This window comes from Bradyrhizobium betae (assembly GCF_050632175.1).
Taxonomy (GTDB): domain Bacteria; phylum Pseudomonadota; class Alphaproteobacteria; order Rhizobiales; family Xanthobacteraceae; genus Bradyrhizobium; species Bradyrhizobium betae_B.
This window is the reverse complement of sequence record NZ_CP192576.1, coordinates 5,201,951-5,218,844: the sequence shown is the minus strand read 5'-3', so window position 1 is coordinate 5,218,844 and position 16,894 is coordinate 5,201,951. Positions and strand designations below refer to the sequence as shown.

General features: G+C 64.7%; 13 protein-coding genes and 1 pseudogene. 10 read left to right on the top strand and 4 right to left on the bottom strand.

Annotation, left to right across the window (positions count from 1 at the left end):
* Positions 1-61 precede the first annotated feature (61 nt).
* Positions 62-577: a YcgN family cysteine cluster protein gene (locus tag ACQ86E_RS25040; RefSeq protein ID WP_431202256.1), complete on the bottom strand. Its 516-nt coding sequence runs from the start codon at positions 575-577 to the stop codon at positions 62-64.
* 293 nt (positions 578-870) lie between these two features.
* Here ACQ86E_RS25040 and ACQ86E_RS25035 point away from each other — a divergent pair, with 293 nt between their 5' ends.
* The 3 genes from ACQ86E_RS25035 to ACQ86E_RS25025 are packed head-to-tail and all read left to right on the top strand — an operon-like array spanning position 871 to position 4,328.
* A complete protein-coding gene (locus tag ACQ86E_RS25035) occupies positions 871-3,159 on the top strand; it encodes a transglycosylase domain-containing protein (protein ID WP_431202255.1) in 2,289 nt (762 codons plus the stop codon).
* Between the two features lie 9 nt (positions 3,160-3,168).
* Positions 3,169-3,747, top strand: coding sequence for a DUF1214 domain-containing protein (locus tag ACQ86E_RS25030; protein WP_143844217.1), 579 nt, complete (start codon positions 3,169-3,171; stop codon positions 3,745-3,747).
* Complete coding sequence (locus ACQ86E_RS25025) at positions 3,744-4,328, top strand: DUF1254 domain-containing protein (RefSeq protein WP_431202254.1); 585 nt, start codon at positions 3,744-3,746, stop codon at positions 4,326-4,328. The genes ACQ86E_RS25030 and ACQ86E_RS25025 overlap by 4 nt, the downstream gene beginning before the upstream one ends.
* A 388-nt stretch (positions 4,329-4,716) precedes the next feature.
* Here ACQ86E_RS25025 and ACQ86E_RS25020 read toward each other — a convergent pair whose 3' ends face one another.
* On the bottom strand, positions 4,717-5,298 hold the full coding sequence (locus ACQ86E_RS25020) for a TetR/AcrR family transcriptional regulator (protein WP_431202253.1): 582 nt from the start codon (positions 5,296-5,298) through the stop codon (positions 4,717-4,719).
* A 418-nt stretch (positions 5,299-5,716) separates the two neighbouring features.
* Between ACQ86E_RS25020 and ACQ86E_RS25015 the strand changes: the two genes are divergently transcribed.
* The 5 genes and pseudogenes from ACQ86E_RS25015 to ACQ86E_RS24995 all read left to right on the top strand — a co-directional run bounded on the left by ACQ86E_RS25015 (position 5,717) and on the right by ACQ86E_RS24995 (position 10,963).
* Entirely contained in the window at positions 5,717-6,292 is a 576-nt protein-coding gene (locus ACQ86E_RS25015) for an alpha/beta fold hydrolase (protein ID WP_431202252.1), read from the top strand.
* Positions 6,289-6,516: an alpha/beta fold hydrolase gene (locus ACQ86E_RS25010; protein ID WP_431202251.1), complete on the top strand. Its 228-nt coding sequence runs from the start codon at positions 6,289-6,291 to the stop codon at positions 6,514-6,516. Before ACQ86E_RS25015 ends, ACQ86E_RS25010 begins: the two co-directional genes overlap by 4 nt.
* 119 nt (positions 6,517-6,635) lie before the next feature.
* Entirely contained in the window at positions 6,636-7,019 is a 384-nt protein-coding gene (locus tag ACQ86E_RS25005; protein ID WP_431202250.1) for a DUF2946 family protein, read from the top strand.
* 180 nt (positions 7,020-7,199) lie between these two features.
* Positions 7,200-9,490: pseudogene (locus ACQ86E_RS25000) on the top strand (TonB-dependent receptor).
* A gap of 222 nt (positions 9,491-9,712) precedes the next feature.
* Positions 9,713-10,963, top strand: a complete 1,251-nt coding sequence (locus ACQ86E_RS24995; protein ID WP_431202249.1) for a helix-turn-helix transcriptional regulator — start codon at positions 9,713-9,715, stop codon at positions 10,961-10,963.
* Between the two features lie 14 nt (positions 10,964-10,977).
* On the opposite strand, the gene ACQ86E_RS24990 is transcribed toward ACQ86E_RS24995, so the two are convergent.
* Positions 10,978-11,463, bottom strand: a complete 486-nt coding sequence (locus ACQ86E_RS24990) for a hypothetical protein (RefSeq protein ID WP_431202248.1) — start codon at positions 11,461-11,463, stop codon at positions 10,978-10,980.
* Between the two features lie 360 nt (positions 11,464-11,823).
* Between ACQ86E_RS24990 and ACQ86E_RS24985 the strand changes: the two genes are divergently transcribed.
* On the top strand, positions 11,824-14,886 hold the full coding sequence (locus tag ACQ86E_RS24985; RefSeq protein ID WP_431202247.1) for a hypothetical protein: 3,063 nt from the start codon (positions 11,824-11,826) through the stop codon (positions 14,884-14,886).
* Positions 14,883-15,548, top strand: a complete 666-nt coding sequence (locus ACQ86E_RS24980) for a hypothetical protein (protein WP_431202246.1) — start codon at positions 14,883-14,885, stop codon at positions 15,546-15,548. Before ACQ86E_RS24985 ends, ACQ86E_RS24980 begins: the two co-directional genes overlap by 4 nt.
* 134 nt (positions 15,549-15,682) lie before the next feature.
* Here ACQ86E_RS24980 and ACQ86E_RS24975 read toward each other — a convergent pair whose 3' ends face one another.
* Complete coding sequence (locus ACQ86E_RS24975; protein WP_431202245.1) at positions 15,683-16,873, bottom strand: MFS transporter; 1,191 nt, start codon at positions 16,871-16,873, stop codon at positions 15,683-15,685.
* Between the last annotated feature and the right edge of the window lie 21 nt (positions 16,874-16,894).

Sequence of the window (16,894 nt, the reverse complement as noted above, 5' to 3'; positions counted from 1 at the left end):
CGCATGGGAGCATCCCACCCCCGGGCCATCCCGAACAAGTGATCCCAGGCGGCGCGGCGGATCAGTCCTGCGGGCGTCGCTTCAGGCGTGCGCGTTTCGGCAGCTGCGCCGGCCATTGCACGATGTGGTTCTCGAGATCCGCATCCGGGATCTCCTCCTCGCTGCCCTCGACCCTTCCGCGGACGGAGACGCCGGCCTCATGCACGGTGCCGGGATCGCCCGAGACCAGCGGGTGCCACCAATAGAGATCGCGCCCCTCGGCGACGAGTTTGTAGCCGCAGCTCGGCGGCAGCCAATTCAAGGTGCGGACATTGGCGGGGGTCAGGCGGACACAGTCCGGAACCTTGTCGGAACGATTCGGATAGTCCTTGCAGCCGCAGGTGCCAGCATCGAGCAGCTTGCAGCCGACATGGGTGTAATAGATCTCCCCGGTGTCCTCCTCTTCAAGCTTGTTCAGGCAGCAGCGGCCGCAGCCGTCGCACAGGCTTTCCCATTCGGGCCCCGACATCTCTTCCAACGTCTTGGTTTTCCAGAAGAATCCTTCTTGGGGTGAAGGTCGTTTGGGAGCTGCGGTCATGCGCCTCAACAAATTCGAAAGAGCTACGGCTGGCGCTATCTAGGGCGAGCGGCCGGGATGCTGCAAGCAACGCCGCCGTGAAGCCCGTAATGAACCGGGGTTCAATTAGGTCTGTTGTTCAAAATCGCGAGCCTGACCATTGGTTTATGGACACTGCTCGGCTAGAAGGAACGGCAAGTCCCCTCGGACGCGAACCGGGCGCCTTGGGTTTGCCGCAACATTCCCGCAAGACGTCTCGCTGCCGCCCCGGCCGGGTGCTTGAACGCTGACGCAGCGAGCCTCAAGGGTTCCAGGTGGTCCAGAACACACCATCCAATTGGAAGAGCCGCATCCGGAATTTCTTTCTGGACCTCGACGCGCGCATCGACTCCTCGCTGTTCTCCTCGGCCAAGGGCATCCGCGAGCTCTATGAGCGCTACTCGACCTTCATGGACCGGTTCTATGTCGGGCGGTGGAAGCGCTGGGTGTTCATCGAGCCACTGTCGGAGGCCGCGACCCTCGGGCTCGGCGGCCTCGTCCTGATGCTCACGCTCGCCATCCCGGCCTTCCGCGAGACCGCGGACGAGGACTGGCTGAAGAAGTCGGATCTCGCGGTGAGCTTCCTCGACCGCTACGGCAACCCGATCGGCAGCCGCGGCATCAAGCACAACGATTCGATCCCGCTGGAAGATTTTCCGGACGTCCTGATCAAGGCGACGCTGGCGACCGAAGACCGCCGCTTCTACGAGCATTTCGGCATCGACATCGCCGGCACCGCGCGCGCGCTCGTCACCAACGCCCAGGCCGGCGGCGTCCGCCAGGGCGGCTCCTCGATCACCCAGCAACTCGCCAAGAACCTGTTCCTGAGCAACGAGCGCACCATCGAGCGCAAGGTCAACGAGGCCTTCCTCGCGGTCTGGCTGGAATGGCGCCTGACCAAGAACGAGATCCTCAAGCTGTATCTTGACCGCGCCTATATGGGCGGCGGCACTTTCGGCGTCGACGGCGCGGCGCATTTCTACTTCAACAAGTCGGCGCGCGACGTGACGCTGGCTGAGGCCGCGATGCTCGCCGGCCTGTTCAAGGCGCCGACGAAATACGCGCCCCACATCAACCTGCCCGCCGCCCGCGCCCGCGCCAACGTCGTGCTCGACAACCTCGTCGATGCCGGCTTCATGACCGAAGGCCAGGTGTTCGGCGCCCGCCGCAACCCGGCCTTCGCGGTCGACCGCCGCGACGAGGCGTCGCCGAACTACTATCTCGACTACGCCTTCGACGAGATGCGCAAGCTGGTCGACACCTTCCCGAAATCCTACACCGAGCGCGTCTTCGTGGTGCGCCTCGCGATCGACACCAACGTGCAGAAGGCGGCGGAAGACGCGATCGAGAACCAGCTGCGCCAGTTCGGCCGCGACTATCACGCGACGCAGGCGGCAACGGTCGTCTCCGATCTCGACGGCGGCATCCGCGCCATGGTCGGCGGCCGCGACTATGGCGCCAGCCAGTTCAACCGCGCCGTCGACGCCTATCGCCAGCCCGGCTCGTCGTTCAAGCCCTACGTCTACACCACCGCGCTGCTGAACGGCTTCACGCCGAACTCGATCGTGGTCGACGGCCCGGTCTGCATCGGCAATTGGTGTCCGCAGAATTATGGTCATTCCTATTCCGGCGCGGTGACGCTGACGCAGGCGATCACGCGCTCGATCAACGTGGTGCCGGTCAAGCTGTCGATCGCCATCGGCCAGAAGAACGAGCCCAAGGCGCCGAACCCGGCCAAGGTCGGCCGCGCCAAGATCGTCGAGGTCGCGCGCCGCTTCGGCCTCAAGGCGCCGCTGCCCGACACGCCGTCGATGCCGATCGGTTCGGACGAAGTCACCGTGCTCGAGCACGCGGTCGCCTATGCGACCTTCCCCAACCGGGGCAAGTCGGTGACGCCGCATTCCGTGCTGGAAGTGCGCACCGGCGCCGGCGATCTCGTTTGGCGCTGGGACCGCGACGGGCCGAAGCCGCGGCAGGCCATTCCGCCGAACATCGCCGCCGACATGGCGGGCATGATGAGCCACGTCGTCAGCGAAGGCACCGCGCGCCGCGCCGCGCTCGACGGCATTCCGACCGCGGGCAAGACCGGCACGACCAACGCGTATCGCGACGCCTGGTTCGTCGGCTACACCGGCAATTTCAGCTGCGCGGTCTGGTACGGCAACGACGACTACTCGCCGACCAACCGCATGACCGGCGGCTCGCTGCCGGCGCAGACCTGGCACGACATCATGCTCGCGGCGCACCAGGGCATCGAGGTCCGGGAGATTCCCGGCGTCGGCATGGGCCAGAAGCTGCCGCCGGAACGAATTGCCAACGCGCAGGCCAATGCGGCGCCGAAGGTGCTGGAGACCAAGCCCGGCCCGCCGCCGGTGCTGACCAAGCGCGGCGCCGACATCCTGGTGCGCGTCGAGAAGCTGCTCGACGACGCCGCCAGGACCGCGAACAAATCCACGGCCGACGACGGCAAGCAGAACAAGCCGGCTGCATCGACCAGCGCGCTCGCCTTCCCGCAGAACTATGCGGAAGAGAATGCGAACGCATCCGCCCCGCGCAAGAACTGATCGAAACAAGTGCGGCTGATCCTGACCACATTGACGGCCCTCCTGCTCGCGACCGCGGTCGGCGTCGGCGCGACCTGGATGACGACGACGCGCGGCACCGAGATCGGCGCGCTGACCATCGGCCCCTGGACCGCCCGCCCGCGCACCGGCACCGCCGACGTCGATCCCTATTCGCGCGCCACCATCGTGCGCAACGGCGAGCTGCCGATCGGCACCGGCGACGGCGTCGCCTTCACCGCGACCGCGGATGACAAGAAGAAGGCGCTCGACGGCCGCTGCGACGTCGTCGTCTCCGGCGTGACGCCGCCGGCGCGGTTCTGGACACTGACGCTGTACGACCGCAAGGGCCACCTCGTCGCCAATTCGCTGCAGCGCTACGGCTTCACCAGCCAGGAGATCGTGCGGCAGTCCGACGGCTCGTTCGAGATCCGCATCGCCTCGCGCTCGCGCGCCGGCAACTGGCTGCCGACCGGCGGCATCGAGCGCTACGCCTTGATGCTGCGCCTCTACGACACGCCGGTCGGGGTCGCGACCCGCACCCAGCGCGATGCGCCGATGCCGACGATTTCGACGGTGGGCTGCTCATGATCCGCCTGCTGTTCACGATTCTCGCGGGCGTGGTGCTGGGCCTCGTGGTCCATCTCGTCAGCGTGCTGGCGTTGCCGCGGATCGCGACGCAGGACGCCTATTCGCGGCTGACGCCGATGACGAAGCTCAACGGCGTCACCCAGCTTCCGCTCGCCGATCCCAACACGTCACCGATGCCGTTCATGGACCCGGCCTTCGCGCTGGCGATCTGCCGCTACGACCTGTCGAACGGGCCGATCAAGCTGATGGTGCCGGTGAGCCAGTCCTACACCTCGGTGTCGTTCTATACCCGCAACGAGATCGCCTATTACGCCATCAACGACCGCTCCGCGGGCCGCAAGGTGATCGAGCTCGACCTGATGACGGAAGCGCAGCACAGCGAGCTGCCCGAGGACGAAGAGGTCACCGCCGCCGACCGCCTGATCATCGATTCCCCGACCGCGACGGGCCTGATCGTGATGAAGGCGCTCGCCGCCGAGCCCGGCCTGATGCAGCAGGCGCAAGCCTCGCTTCAGGCTGCGACCTGCGCGCCGCAGACCGAAGTGCCCGCCAAGGCCGAGGCGCCACGCGGACGGCGGTAACGCGCCGTCGTTTGTCTGCTCAAGACAAGACCGCGAAAACAACCCCATGCACAGTAGCAGGGGCGTTGGGATCATTCGCGTTTTCCTGAGCTCGCCCCAGGCGGGCATTTCGCCGGACCAAGGCCGCCCTGCCCGACGCGTCGTTCGGCTTTGACACGTCGGGCAAAACACTGGCAGAATGGCATCATCGAAGTTCGTCACACCCGCGCGGAGAATTCCGCCGCGGGTTTTTTGATGGCTGACCAACAGTTGTCCCAATCACCGGATTGCTATCGTTCCCGCAGCACGCAATGGCCGCAGACGGCCGGTGACAACAATTGCAGCGGGGAAAGAATATCCAGCAGGCGCTGCGACCATCCGCGCCGCCCTTTGCCAATACTGATCTGTATCACCCCTTGGGCTCGGCCCAGCCCCGGACGCTGACATCCGCCAGCGCCTGAAAGACCGCCGGCGTGCGTTCCAGGCGGGCGATGGTTCGTGCGCCTTCGACGGCGGCAACCAACGCTGCCGCGCTCGAGGATGCGCGCGCGGATGCGAAACCGCAGCCTCTGAAATGCTCCGCAACGATCTCGGTCGAATCGACAAATCCGCGCGCGACCCGCTTGGTCAGCTCAGCGTCGAGCGCGGGCAGCTCATTCGCCAGATTTTGCATCAGACATCCATACTGGAAATCGGAGGCGACCATTTCGGCCGCGAATGCCGCAAAGATCTGACGAACGAAATTGAGCGCATCACCCGCCGTGTTCGCGGAGATGGTCCGCAACAGAGAGATTCTGCTCGCGACGTAGTGGTCGATGGCTTCTTCGGCGAGCTGAGCCTTGCCGCGCGGAAAGTGAAAATAGAACGATCCTTTCGGGGCACCGCTCTCTGCGATGATCTCAGTCAATCCAGTCGCCGTGTAGCCCTGGATGCGAAACAGTCGTTCGGCAGCGGCAATCGCGCGGGCGCGGGCGTCGGTCTTACGGGGCATCCTGCAAACCTAGCACAGTTCGCTTGACAGTTCTATGGTGATCGCCATAGTATGGTGATCGCCATAGAACGCGCATTCTCGTCGTGCTGGCCGACCCCTAAGGTTGCTCAAATTGATCAACTCCCTCCCAGATTGTTGCAGGAAATTCAAATGAATTCGAGCGATTCCGATCTCGTCAAATGTTCTGGCGAAAGGGACCACTGAGATGGCCCTCAGAGCCCGCTCGATGGTGCTTTCAGGAGCCGTCATGTTCAGTGCGATATTCACCCAAACTGCCAGCGGGGAGACGTCAGCCGATGCCGTCTGGCACAATAAGATCCCGCCCGCGCTGAGCGAGCCTGCCGCCGATATCGACAAGAATCCGAACCTCCTGCACAGATATGCGGACAATGCCGGGACGAAGATCCACTACGTCACCATGGGCTCCGACAAGAATCCGCTCATGGTGTTCGTGCATGGATTTCCGGACTTCTGGTACTCCTGGCGAAACCAGCTCCAGGTCTTTTCGGCGGACCATCAAGTGGTCGCTCTCGATCTGCGCGGATACGATCTGAGCGATCGGCCTGATGGTGTCGAGAACTACAAGACGCCGGTTCTCCTCGATGACATCCGCGCCGTGATCGAGGCGGAGAGAAAGGGCCGAAAGGTCATCCTGATCGGGCACGACTGGGGCGCCGCTTTGTCCTGGCTCTTCACCGGACAAAATCCGGACCTGATCGAAAGACTTGTCGTCCTCAGCGTCCCTCATCCCGGCGCCATCACGAAGGAATTGCTTCCCTGGAACCATCCCGTCGCGCAGTCCAGCGCCAGCGCATACGCAACGAAATTCTTCGCGCGCGGCAAAGGCGACAATTTGACTGCGGACGATCTGGCCTACTGGGTCGTCAAACCCGAGGTCAAACGCCGTTACATCGAGGCCTTCTCGAAATCGTCCATCCCGGCCATGATGAATTACTCCCCCAGTTTGCGCTCAACCTCTTCGATCCCACGATGAAGACGATCTACGGCGCCACGATCAACTGCCCCGTCCTGCATCTGCACGGAATCGAGGAGAGCCATGCCTTGCTGAGCACGCTCGATCTGGAAAAATCCTGGATGAAAAATCCGCGCGATCTCACGATCAAGATCGTTCCTGGCGTTGGCCACTTCATTCAGCATGAAGTGCCCGATGACCTCAACCAGACGATGTCCTCCTGGTTGAAGGATTCAGGAAACTGAGTTCTGAAATGAAGGATCAATGGCCGTTTGAGACCCTTGCATACGGTCGACTAAATGCGCCCCTGCGCATTTGACTCGGTCTCTCGCTATGGTAGTCCTGCCGTGGGGAACAGAGTGGAATGACGGGGTTCGCTTTCAAGCGACGGATCGGCTGGGGCGCTGCATTTATTGCGGCCTACGCCCTCGTGTTCAACGTCATCCTCTCCAGCCTCCTGATTGCCAGCATCTCCCCTCTCGCCGCGGCGGCGGCACATGAGCTCTGCATCAGCAGCGACAACGGGGATTCTGCGCGAACCGACGCGGACAAGAACCGCGGAAAGGCCGCCGTGCATTGCCCGTTGTGCGTGGGGCACCACGTCGCTGGCGGTCTGCCGCCCGTCGAGCCGGCATTCACCGATCGCGTTCCGATCCCGGCGAGCGCGGTCTATTCGTTCCGGCAGCGGATCGTCGCCTATGCGCGATCCTACGATCACCAGTCCCGCGGACCACCTGCCCTGACCTGATGCTGCGCTGACCGGCGCAGACATTCGCGCGAAAGCTCCCCGTGAACTCCCGCCCCGGGACACGCATGCGGAGCCTGAGCTGCTTTTGCTTCACCCATTCCGCATCACCGGCAGGGGCCGCCCTCGCGCGCCCCGCCTCCGTCATGCGCCAGTGCACTCTGGCCCGAAGAAGAAAAACACATGTCAAACACATCCATCAGCCTGCGCCGGTCGATACGGATCGCGACGACGGTGCTCGTCCCACCCGCCCTGCTCGCCACCGTCGCCCTGCTTCCACCCTTCGCCACATCGGCATTCGCGCAAGCGCAGCAGAAACTTTCGCCCGTGACCGTGGATGCCCCGCAACAGCGCAAGCGGAAGCCGCGTGGCATTGTCACCGCCGCGCCGGCTGCCGCAACACCGCAGCGAGTGAGGGCCGCGGCAGATGAACCTCGGAATTCAGTGCCAGCGTCCGCCGAACTGCCGCCAAACGCCGGCTTCGACCGCGGCCTGTCGTCGAGCGACTCCGCCTCGCTCGTCACCGACCTGCCGGGCGGCGCGGCATGGGGCGCCGGCGGCGTGTCCAGCCTGCCGGCGATCAACGGATTCGGCGCCGACCGGCTGCAGGTCGCGGTCAACTCGATGTTGATCAGCCCGGCCTGTCCAAACGAAATGAATCCGCCGCTGTCGTTCGTCAATCCGGCGATGATCGCGAAGATGCGGGCCTATCTCGGCGTCGGCCCGGTGTCGGTCGGCGGCGACTACATCGGCAGCCGCATCGACGTGACCACGGCCCCGCCGGCCTTCGTGCCGGAGCAGGCCGGCTGGGTGACCAGCACACAGCTGTCGAGCTTCTTCCGCAGCAACGGCAATGCGTACGGGGTCGATGCCACCGCGACGGTCGCCAACCGCGACACCAGCGTCACCTACACCGGTGGCTGGGTCCGTGCGAGCGATTACAAGGCGGGCGACGGCTCGACGATCAAGTCGACGCTCTACGAGACCCAGAACCACGCCATCAGCGTCTCGAAGCAGACGTTCGGCAATCTCTTCACGTTCCAGATCGGCGGGCAGTTCATTCCGTTCCAGGGCTATGTCAACCAGTACATGGACATGGTCTACAACCGTGGCCTGTATGCCAACGGCCGCTACGAAGGCGTGTTCGACTGGGGCAAGCTCGAAGCCAGCGCCTTCGTGCACCAGATCCGGCACACCATGGGGTTCATCGCGCCCGACAAGGTCAGCGACATGCCGATGGACACCAAAGGTCTCGACGGCGGCTACGCGGTGAAGGCGACGGTGCCTCTCTCCGGTCACGACCTGCTTCGAATCGGCAATGAGCTGGCGGTCAACCGGCTGGACGATTGGTGGAGCCCGGTGGCGGGATCGATGATGATGGCGCCGAACACCTTCATCAACATCAACGGCGGCACGCGCGACCGCGTCGGCACATTCGTCGAGTGGGAACGCCACTGGGACCGGCAGTGGACGTCGATCGTCGGCCTGCGCAACGACGTCGTCTGGATGAACACCGGCAACGTGCAGGGCTACAACGACATGGACTACGGCGCCGATGCGGCCGCGTTCAACGCCGTCAACCACGCCCGCACCGACGTTCATGTCGACGGCTCCGCCCTGCTCCGCTACGAGCCGAACGATGTCAGCCAGTATGAGCTCGGCTTTGCCCGCAAGACGCGATCGCCCAATCTCTACGAGCGCTACGCCTGGTCCACCAATGCGATGGCGATGCAGATGATTGGCTGGTTCGGCGACGGCAACGGCTATGTCGGCAATCTCGACCTCAAGCCCGAGAAGGCCCACACCGTCAGCTTCACCGCCGGATGGCATGATCCCGCGCAACGGATCTGGGATGTGAAAGTGACGCCCTATGCGAGCTACGTGCAGGACTATATCGACGTCGACCGCTGCGCAACCGCAAGCTGCCTCGCCAGCAATCCGGCCAATCTGACCACCAGCACCGGCTTCGTCTACCTGCAGTTCGCCAATCACGACGCGACGCTCTACGGCGTCAATCTCGAGGGCGGCTGAGCGTGTGGGACAATCCGGTCTATGGCCAGGGCCAGCTGCGCGGCCTGATCGGCTATGTCCGCGGCAAGCGCACCGACGGCGTGGACCTCTACCACATGATGCCCGTCAACGCGAAGCTCGCGCTCGACCATCGCCTCGGCGGCTGGACCAGCAGCGTCGAGCTCCAGCTCGTCGGCTCCAAGGACGAGGTCAACCAGACCCGCAACGAGCTGACGACACCATCCTATGCGCTGGTCAATCTGCGCACGGGCTATCAGTGGCAGCACGTGCGGCTGGATCTCGGCATCGACAATCTGTTCAACCAGAACTACTTCCTGCCGCTCGGCGGCGCAGATCTGGTCGACTACAAGGTCGTCTCGATGATGGGATCGTCGGCGGCGTATGGCTACAACGTGAAGGGACCGGGCCGCTCGTTCAATGCGCGGCTGGGTATCAGCTTCTGACGATGTCAAACGTCACGCGGCGACCCGTTTGCGTTTGCCGCGTGGCGTCCGGCTGACGGCCGCTTATCGTCTCACGTCGCGTTCAATCCCGACAGATGCTTTGGGGCATCAGCCCTCCGCGCCAAGAACAGAGTTCCGCGGCACTCGACAAGGTTTGTTTTTCTTGCAACGATTATCGACGTAACCGCTTGGGCGGAGCGGCAGGTTGGGGGGCACAACCACTTGGAATCCTTGCAATCCTGGGAATCTGAACTGGTCGACCGGATCTACGAGTGTAGCTTCGTGCCCGAGCTCTGGCCTGAAGTGCTCAAGAACACGTCGAAAATATCCGAATCTGCCGGCGCCTCGCTGTTCGTCACCCACCCCCAGGTCACAGCCTGGACAGCTTCGAAGAATTCCCGCGATATCACCGGGCGCTTCGTCGCCGAAGGCTGGTATTGGCAGGGCAAGCTGATGTCGCTGGTTCACAAGAGCCGGCATCCTGGCTTCCTGCGCGACGTCGACCTGTGTTCGCAGGATGAACTGGAGGCCGAGCCGATCTATCGCGACAACTGGCGCAAGATGGGTCTCGGATGGGGAGCCGCGACGGCTTTTTCGCTGCCGACCGGCGAAGCGCTTTCGATCGTGCTGTCACGTACCGTCGCGCAAGGCCCTGCCGACGCCGCCGTCATCAGGAAGCTCGATACGCTGCGCCCGCATCTCGCCCGCGCCGCGGTGCTTGCGACGCGGCTGCACCTCGAACGCGCCGAGGCCGCCAGCCAGACCCTGGCGGCACTCGGCCTGGCCGCGCTGGTGCTGAATGAAGCCGGCTGTGTGCTCAGTGCCAACGCCTTGATCGAGGGCATGGGCCACCTCGTGCATTGGCGGGCAGGCGACCGCGTGGCGCTGAAGGACAGGAGCGCGGACGACATGCTGGTCGACGCACTCGCCCGGGTGAAGCTCGGGGATCACAATGGTGTTCAGTCGTTTCCCGTGCGCGACCCGGTCAATGACTCGCCGATGGTTGGCCATGTCGTGCCGGTCCGCTTTTCTGCCCGCGATATCTTTGCCCGCAGCACGGCCGTTTTCATCATGATGCCGGTCGCCGCGCCGAACTCGCCGCCGGTGGAATTGGTGATGTCGCTGTTCGACCTGACGCCTGCCGAAGCCCGCGTTGCGCGCGGCCTTGCCGCCGGAAAGACCGTAGACGATCTCGCCGGCGACAACGGCGTTTCGCCGAACACCGTTCGCGTTCAGGTCAGGGCTGTCCTCGAGAAGACCGGCTGCCAGCGCCAAACCGACGTTGTCGCCCTGCTGGGGGTATCTCCGCGGTACGCGGCGGAGACCCGCAGGCGAGCTGACGCCGCCCAGCCTGCTTCAAACTGTCGCATAATTAGAACTGATCATGCGTGCGCGAAAACCGCCTTGTTAACTCGCGGCGGGATGCAACGCGGTTACGCGGCCATATTGCGGCTGCGCGCGCCCATTTTTTGAGGTGTGCATTAATGTCACTGTCTTTGCCTCGTTCTTTTTCGAAAGCCGTTTTTTCCGCATTGATCATCACCGCAGCAACGCTGTCTTCCGTATCGCTGGGCGTGGCTCAGGCGTTGGATTGCAGCGCCGAGGCCAGCCTGAAATCGGCGCAGCCCGGCAGCCCCGTCGAATTGTCGTTCCGCAACGCTTCGACCGAACGCCGGCGCATCTACTGGATCGATCCGAGCGGCGATCGCAAATTCGTCGGCCTCGTGGAAGCCGGCAACCAGTTCAAGCAGCCGACGTCGAGCGGCCATTCCTGGGTCGTGACCGACGACGCGGAAAAATGCCTCTATGCCGTCACGGCCACTGCCGATCCGATGACGATCGACGTCGGCGGTGTCGCGACCGTGCAGTTGACGCCGCCAGTGCCCGGTGCGCAGCAACCGCTCGCGCCGGCTGCGCCCGCAGCACCGCCGCCGGCTGTTGTTCAAGCCCCGCCACCAGCCGCGGTCGTTCAATCGCCGCCGGCACTCCCTCCTGTCGCCGCAGCACCGCCGGAGCCGGCCCCGCAAGATGCAATGGCGCAGCTGCCGCAGGTTTCGCCGGTCGAGCAATTCCAGTTGCGCGGGGCCTACAGGCTGGTCGCGCGTCTCGACAATTCCAAGGCGCTCAACATAGAGGCCTCCGGAACGGTCGATGTCATCGCGGTGCCGCCCGAATGGGACAGCGGGCAATGGACATTCGAAAGCGTGCCGAATACGCCCTTCGTGCGGATCAAGAATGGGTGGAAGAAAACCTATCTCGCCGACGTCAATGGCAAGCCAAGAGCTATTCCGGCCTCTCCTAACGCGACCGAGGCGCATTGGTCGTTCGAGCCGGTGGACGGCACCAACTTCGTCCAATTCCGCAACCGCGAGACCGATCGTTTCCTGCTTTCGGTCAATGGTGCGGCAGCCTTGGTCGACGATTTCCGGCAGGACCAGGATAACAACAGCCAGTGGCGACAGATCGCAGTGGCGCCCGGTGGACGTCCAATTGCCGCGGCGCCGGTTGCGCCCCGCAACCCGGCCTATGACCTTGCGCTGGCCGATTGTCGCGAAATCGGGGGCTACTGGACCGGCTCCACGTGCCGGCGTCCGGCCTACATCACCCAGCCTTTGTTGTGCCGACGCGGCTTCCAATGGTCGGAAGCGACCGGCGAATGCGAATGGATCGGCGGCGGTAACTGCCCACCCTGGCAAATGGGCCCCGGAGGCGCCTGCCGCCGGGATCTGGTCTGTCGCGGCGGCGAGGTCGGAATTTCCGGCAACGGCTATCAGGCCTGCTACTGCCCCCGCGGCACGGTCGTCTGGGGCGACTATCCCTACTTCTCCTGCGTGGCCTCGATTTCGCGCGTGGCGCCGTATCTGGTGCCGGCCGTCGTTGGCGGCGTGGTGCTGGGGATCATCAACGGCGGCAAGGACCGCCCGCAGGTCGGGACGGTGTTTGGCAACAACAAGTTCTGCGGCAGCGGACAAACCGGCACGCCGCCCAATTGTGTGGTGGCCGCGACGTGTCAGCCGCCGCTGGTCGGCACTCCGCCGAATTGCTACCGCCAGATGCCGCGGCCTGCGCCAACGCCGGCTGTCACACCGGTTGTCGCGCCGACCACGACCCCCGTGGTCACGCCGACGACGACGCCAGTGGTCACGCCGACCACCACCCCGGGTGTCATCGAGAGACCTACGCCTGCACCTTCGCCCACGCCGACACCAACAGGTGCGGCGCCGGTCTGCAGCAACAATGCCTTTCTCAACAGCGGTTGCAAATGTGAATTGCCAATGCGCCCAACGGCGGATGGGCGGTGCTTCGCCATGCCCAGTGCCGGTCAGGCCTGTCTGGATGGGCAGAACATGTCCGGGGGCTGCGTTTGCCTGCTTCAGAAGTTCGAGGTCGCCGGCGCAGGATCCGTTTGTGCCACGAGCGCGCCCCGTGCCGGGACGGTTTGCCAGATCGGGCAGACCAAGGACGCCAACGGCAATTGCGTCAGCCTCAACGCGAGTATCACCTGTACCGGCGGAAGGATCGAGCAGGGTGTGTGCGGATGCCCGCCCGGAACGACGCTCCAAGGCAGCGGGATCAATTTCCAGTGCGTTGCGGGTGCGGCTGGCGGTAACAACAAGGTCTGCCAGATCGGCGAAACCAAGGACGCCGCTGGCAACTGCGTGAAGTTGAACGCCAGCGTCACCTGCACCGGCGGCCGGATCGAGCAGGGCGTTTGCGGTTGCCCGACCGGAACGACGCTGCAAGGGAGTGGCAGCAATTTTCAGTGCGTAGCTGGCACAGGGACGACGTTGGTAAAGCCGGACACCAATCCACGGCAGTGCAATGCGGGCGAGAACCCGCAGGCGGCGAAATGCCTGTGTCCGAACAGCATGACCATCGTCAACAACGTCTGCACCGCGCCGACGACGATCAAGCCGGACACAAATCCACGGCAATGCAACGCGGGCGAGAACCCGCAGGCGGCGAAATGCCTGTGTCCGAACAGCATGACCATCGTCAACAACGTCTGCACCGCGCCGACGACGATCAAGCCGGACACAAATCCACGGCAATGCAACGCGGGCGAGAACCCGCAGGCAGCGAAATGCCTGTGCCCGAACAGCATGACCATCGTCAACAACGTCTGCACGGCGCCGACGACGATCAAGCCGGATACAAATCCACGGCAGTGCAATGCGGGCGAGAACCCGCAGGCGGCGAAATGCCTGTGCCCGAACAGCATGACCATCGTCAACAACGTCTGCATCGCGCCGACGACGATCAAGCCGGATACAAATCCACGGCAGTGCAATGCGGGCGAGAACCCGCGGGCGGCAAACTGCCTGTGCCCGAACAGCATGACCATCGTCAACAACGTCTGCACGGCGTCGACGACGGTCAAGCCGGACACAAATCCACGGCAGTGCAATGCGGGCGAGAACCCGCGGGCGGCAAACTGCCTGTGCCCGAACAGCATGACCATCGTCAACAACGTCTGCACGGCGCCGACGACGGTCAAGCCGGACACAAATCCACGGCAGTGCAATGCGGGCGAGAACCCGCGGGCGGCAAACTGCCTGTGTCCGAACAGCATGACCATCGTCAACAACGTCTGCACCGCGCGGACGACGATCAAGCCGGACACAAATCCACGGCAGTGCAATGCGGGCGAGAACCCGCAGGCGGCGAACTGCCTGTGCCCGAACAACATGAGAATTGTCGGGGGCATCTGCACCATCCCATCAAACATCATGCTGGCCCCGAAGCCGCCCGGAGACGTGTCCCCCGGCCAGGTCGGGACGCCCCCGAACTGCAAGCTGGCAGCTCCGCCTACGCCAGCACCGACGGCCTTGCCCAAGCCGGTGGCGACGCCCGCACCGCTCCCTACGGCTGCGCCCAAGCCGGTGGCAACGCCATCACCTAATCCGACCGCTGCCCCTAAGCCGGTGGTCACACCGTCACCGATTCCGAAGCCTGAGATCGCGCCGCCGCCGAAGCCGGTGATTGCGCCACCGCCTGCGCCCAAGCCGGTGACGCCACCACCACCTCCGCCGCCCAAGCCTCGTGACCGCGCCGCCGCCGCCACCCAAGCCGGTGACAGCACCGCCGCCTGCGCCCAAGCCGGTGACACCACCGCCGCCGCCACCGAAGCCGGTGACCGCGCCTCCGCCTCCACCCAAGCCGGCGACACCGCCGCCGCCACCACCGAAGCCGGTGACAGCGCCCCCGCCACCGCCGCCACCGGCATGCGCGCCGCCGAAGAAACTGAACCCACAGGGTCAGTGTTTGTAACGACAAGTCCTTTGATCCCGCGGCGTGCAGTCACGCCACGGGATCGCAATCCCGCCGCTTCAGATCTTCACGGCCGCCATGACGCTTTTTGCAATGGCCGGCTCCAGTTCGAGTGTCGTCGATGATCAAGACGCTTGCCGCCATTTTGGCTCTGATGTTGTCCGCGGGCGTTGCCGGTGCACAAACCCGCACCTATTCCTGCGCCAAGGGCAACGCCATCACGCTCACGGTGATCGCTCCGAACGCGATCAAGGCCGGACCGATCGAAGGCGGCACGATGCGACTGAAACAGGAAGCAGGTAATCCCCTGCGCTTCTCCGAAGGCGATTACGCCATCCAGATCTCCCCGGACCAGAGCCGGATCACGGTCGAAATTCCGGATTGGGGATCCGCCAAATGCAGCTTCAGACCGGAGGTCGCCGCGCAGGAGGGCCGGTCCGGGCTCGGCAATGCAGACCCGTGCGGGCCCGGCTTCCATCAGGCGCCGCAGACCGACCGATGCGTTCCCAACGATGCGCATCCCGGTCGACGCCCCATCGCCAACCAGCCGGCGCTGCCGATGGCCGGCATGTCACTCGGCGGTATCATGCGGGCCGAGCCGTCGATGTCGGCGTCGAAGCTGGCGAGCCTGAGCGAGAAAAGCGGCATCACGCTGCTGGAGCGGGCCGGCAACATGGATGGTTACGACTGGTTCAAAATCGAATTCCACGGCCGCATCGGTTATCAATGGGGAGGCATCATGTGCTCGGCCGAAGCAATTTCAGGAATCTACCAGAAATGCGAATGAGTACGGCGATACGCAGTTGGCGAGGCGATGACGGAACCGACTTGGTACGAGCGCGCCGGCTGTCCCATCTCTTCGTTGCCCGGGTGAAGCCAATCGTCGAATCACAGGAGCGAACTAAATGGCGGCTGGCCGGTTCAAGTCAGATCGCGGCTTCCCGGGCTCCCGGGCTGCCCTCTCCGCGCCCACAGCAACGCCACCGGCCCCAGCGCGATCCCCGCCGCGAGCACGATGAACACCAGCAGCCAGCCCCTCGCGCTCTGCGGGCCGCCGGCTGCGTCGAGCGCGGCGCCGGTGCCCCAGGCGCCGAGCGCCGACAGGCCGAAACCGACCGTCGAATGCAGCGCCAGCGTCGCGCCGCGATGTTCGGACATTGCGGCGGCCGACATGCCCGCGGTCAACGCGCCGGAATCGGCCGGCACGGTCAGGCCGTAGAGGAGGAGCAGCAGCGCGAGCACCCATGCGGGCGCCGTGGCGTTGAGGCCGATGACCAGCGCGACGCAGGCGGATGCGATCATCACCACCGTGATCGCGCGATGGCGGCCGAATTTCAGCGCGGCCTCGTTGCCGAGGATGCTGGCGGGCATCGAGATCACCGCAAAGCAGAAGCTCATCAAAACGGGGCTCAGCCATGACGGCGCGCCCTGATGGACGACGACGAAGGTCCAGAACCCGACCAGCCAGGTGCGGATGCCGTAAAGCTCGAAGCAGTGGGCGCCGTAGCCGAAGATGTAGCCGAGCGCCTCGCGGTTGGCGAAGACGGGTGCGAAGTTCAGCATGCGCCCCGCCTTCGGCGCGGGCCGCTGCCCCTGCATGAGGAGGCATGCGACGACCATGGCGATCGGTCCGAAGCCAGTGATGAGGAAAGCGGTGCGCCATCCCCAATGGTCGGCGATGAGCTGCGCCGCCAGGAACGAGAGGCCGACACCGACCGAGAAGCTCGACGTGTACAGCGTGACGGCGCGCGAGGTGTCGCCGGCGGGAAGCCGGTCCGTCAGCGCCTTCAGGCCCGGCATGTAGGCGCCGGCAAATCCGAGGCCCGCAAGCGACCAGATCGCCGTTCCCGACCAGAAGCCTTGCGCGAAGATACCGAACGCCGCGGTCGCGAGCCCGCTGACGATCGAGCCCCAGAGCAGGACGAGCCGCGCGTCGATCCGGTCGGTCAACGTCGTCAGCACCGGCACCGCGAGCATGTAGCCGAATGCATAGCCGCTTGCCATCAGGCCGCCTTCGGCGGCGGAGAGGCCCCACGCCGGCATCAGATGCTGCGCAAGGTTGGCCGACAGCGTCACATGCGGCAGCAGATTGCCGACCTGGCCGATGCACATCACCGCGATCAGCGAGCGGCC

Excerpts from the sequence above, each read along its gene's own strand:
- ACQ86E_RS25015 (WP_431202252.1), top strand. The coding sequence starts at position 5,717 with ATGGGCTCCGACAAGAATCCGCTCATGGTGTTCGTGCATGGATTTCCG.
- ACQ86E_RS25025 (WP_431202254.1), top strand. The coding sequence starts at position 3,744 with ATGATCCGCCTGCTGTTCACGATTCTCGCGGGCGTGGTGCTGGGCCTC.
- ACQ86E_RS25005 (WP_431202250.1), top strand. The coding sequence starts at position 6,636 with ATGACGGGGTTCGCTTTCAAGCGACGGATCGGCTGGGGCGCTGCATTT.
- ACQ86E_RS25040 (WP_431202256.1), bottom strand. The coding sequence starts at position 577 with ATGACCGCAGCTCCCAAACGACCTTCACCCCAAGAAGGATTCTTCTGG.
- ACQ86E_RS24980 (WP_431202246.1), top strand. The coding sequence starts at position 14,883 with ATGATCAAGACGCTTGCCGCCATTTTGGCTCTGATGTTGTCCGCGGGC.
- ACQ86E_RS24975 (WP_431202245.1), bottom strand. The coding sequence starts at position 16,873 with ATGTGCATCGGCCAGGTCGGCAATCTGCTGCCGCATGTGACGCTGTCG.
- ACQ86E_RS25020 (WP_431202253.1), bottom strand. The coding sequence starts at position 5,298 with ATGCCCCGTAAGACCGACGCCCGCGCCCGCGCGATTGCCGCTGCCGAA.
- ACQ86E_RS25010 (WP_431202251.1), top strand. The coding sequence starts at position 6,289 with ATGAAGACGATCTACGGCGCCACGATCAACTGCCCCGTCCTGCATCTG.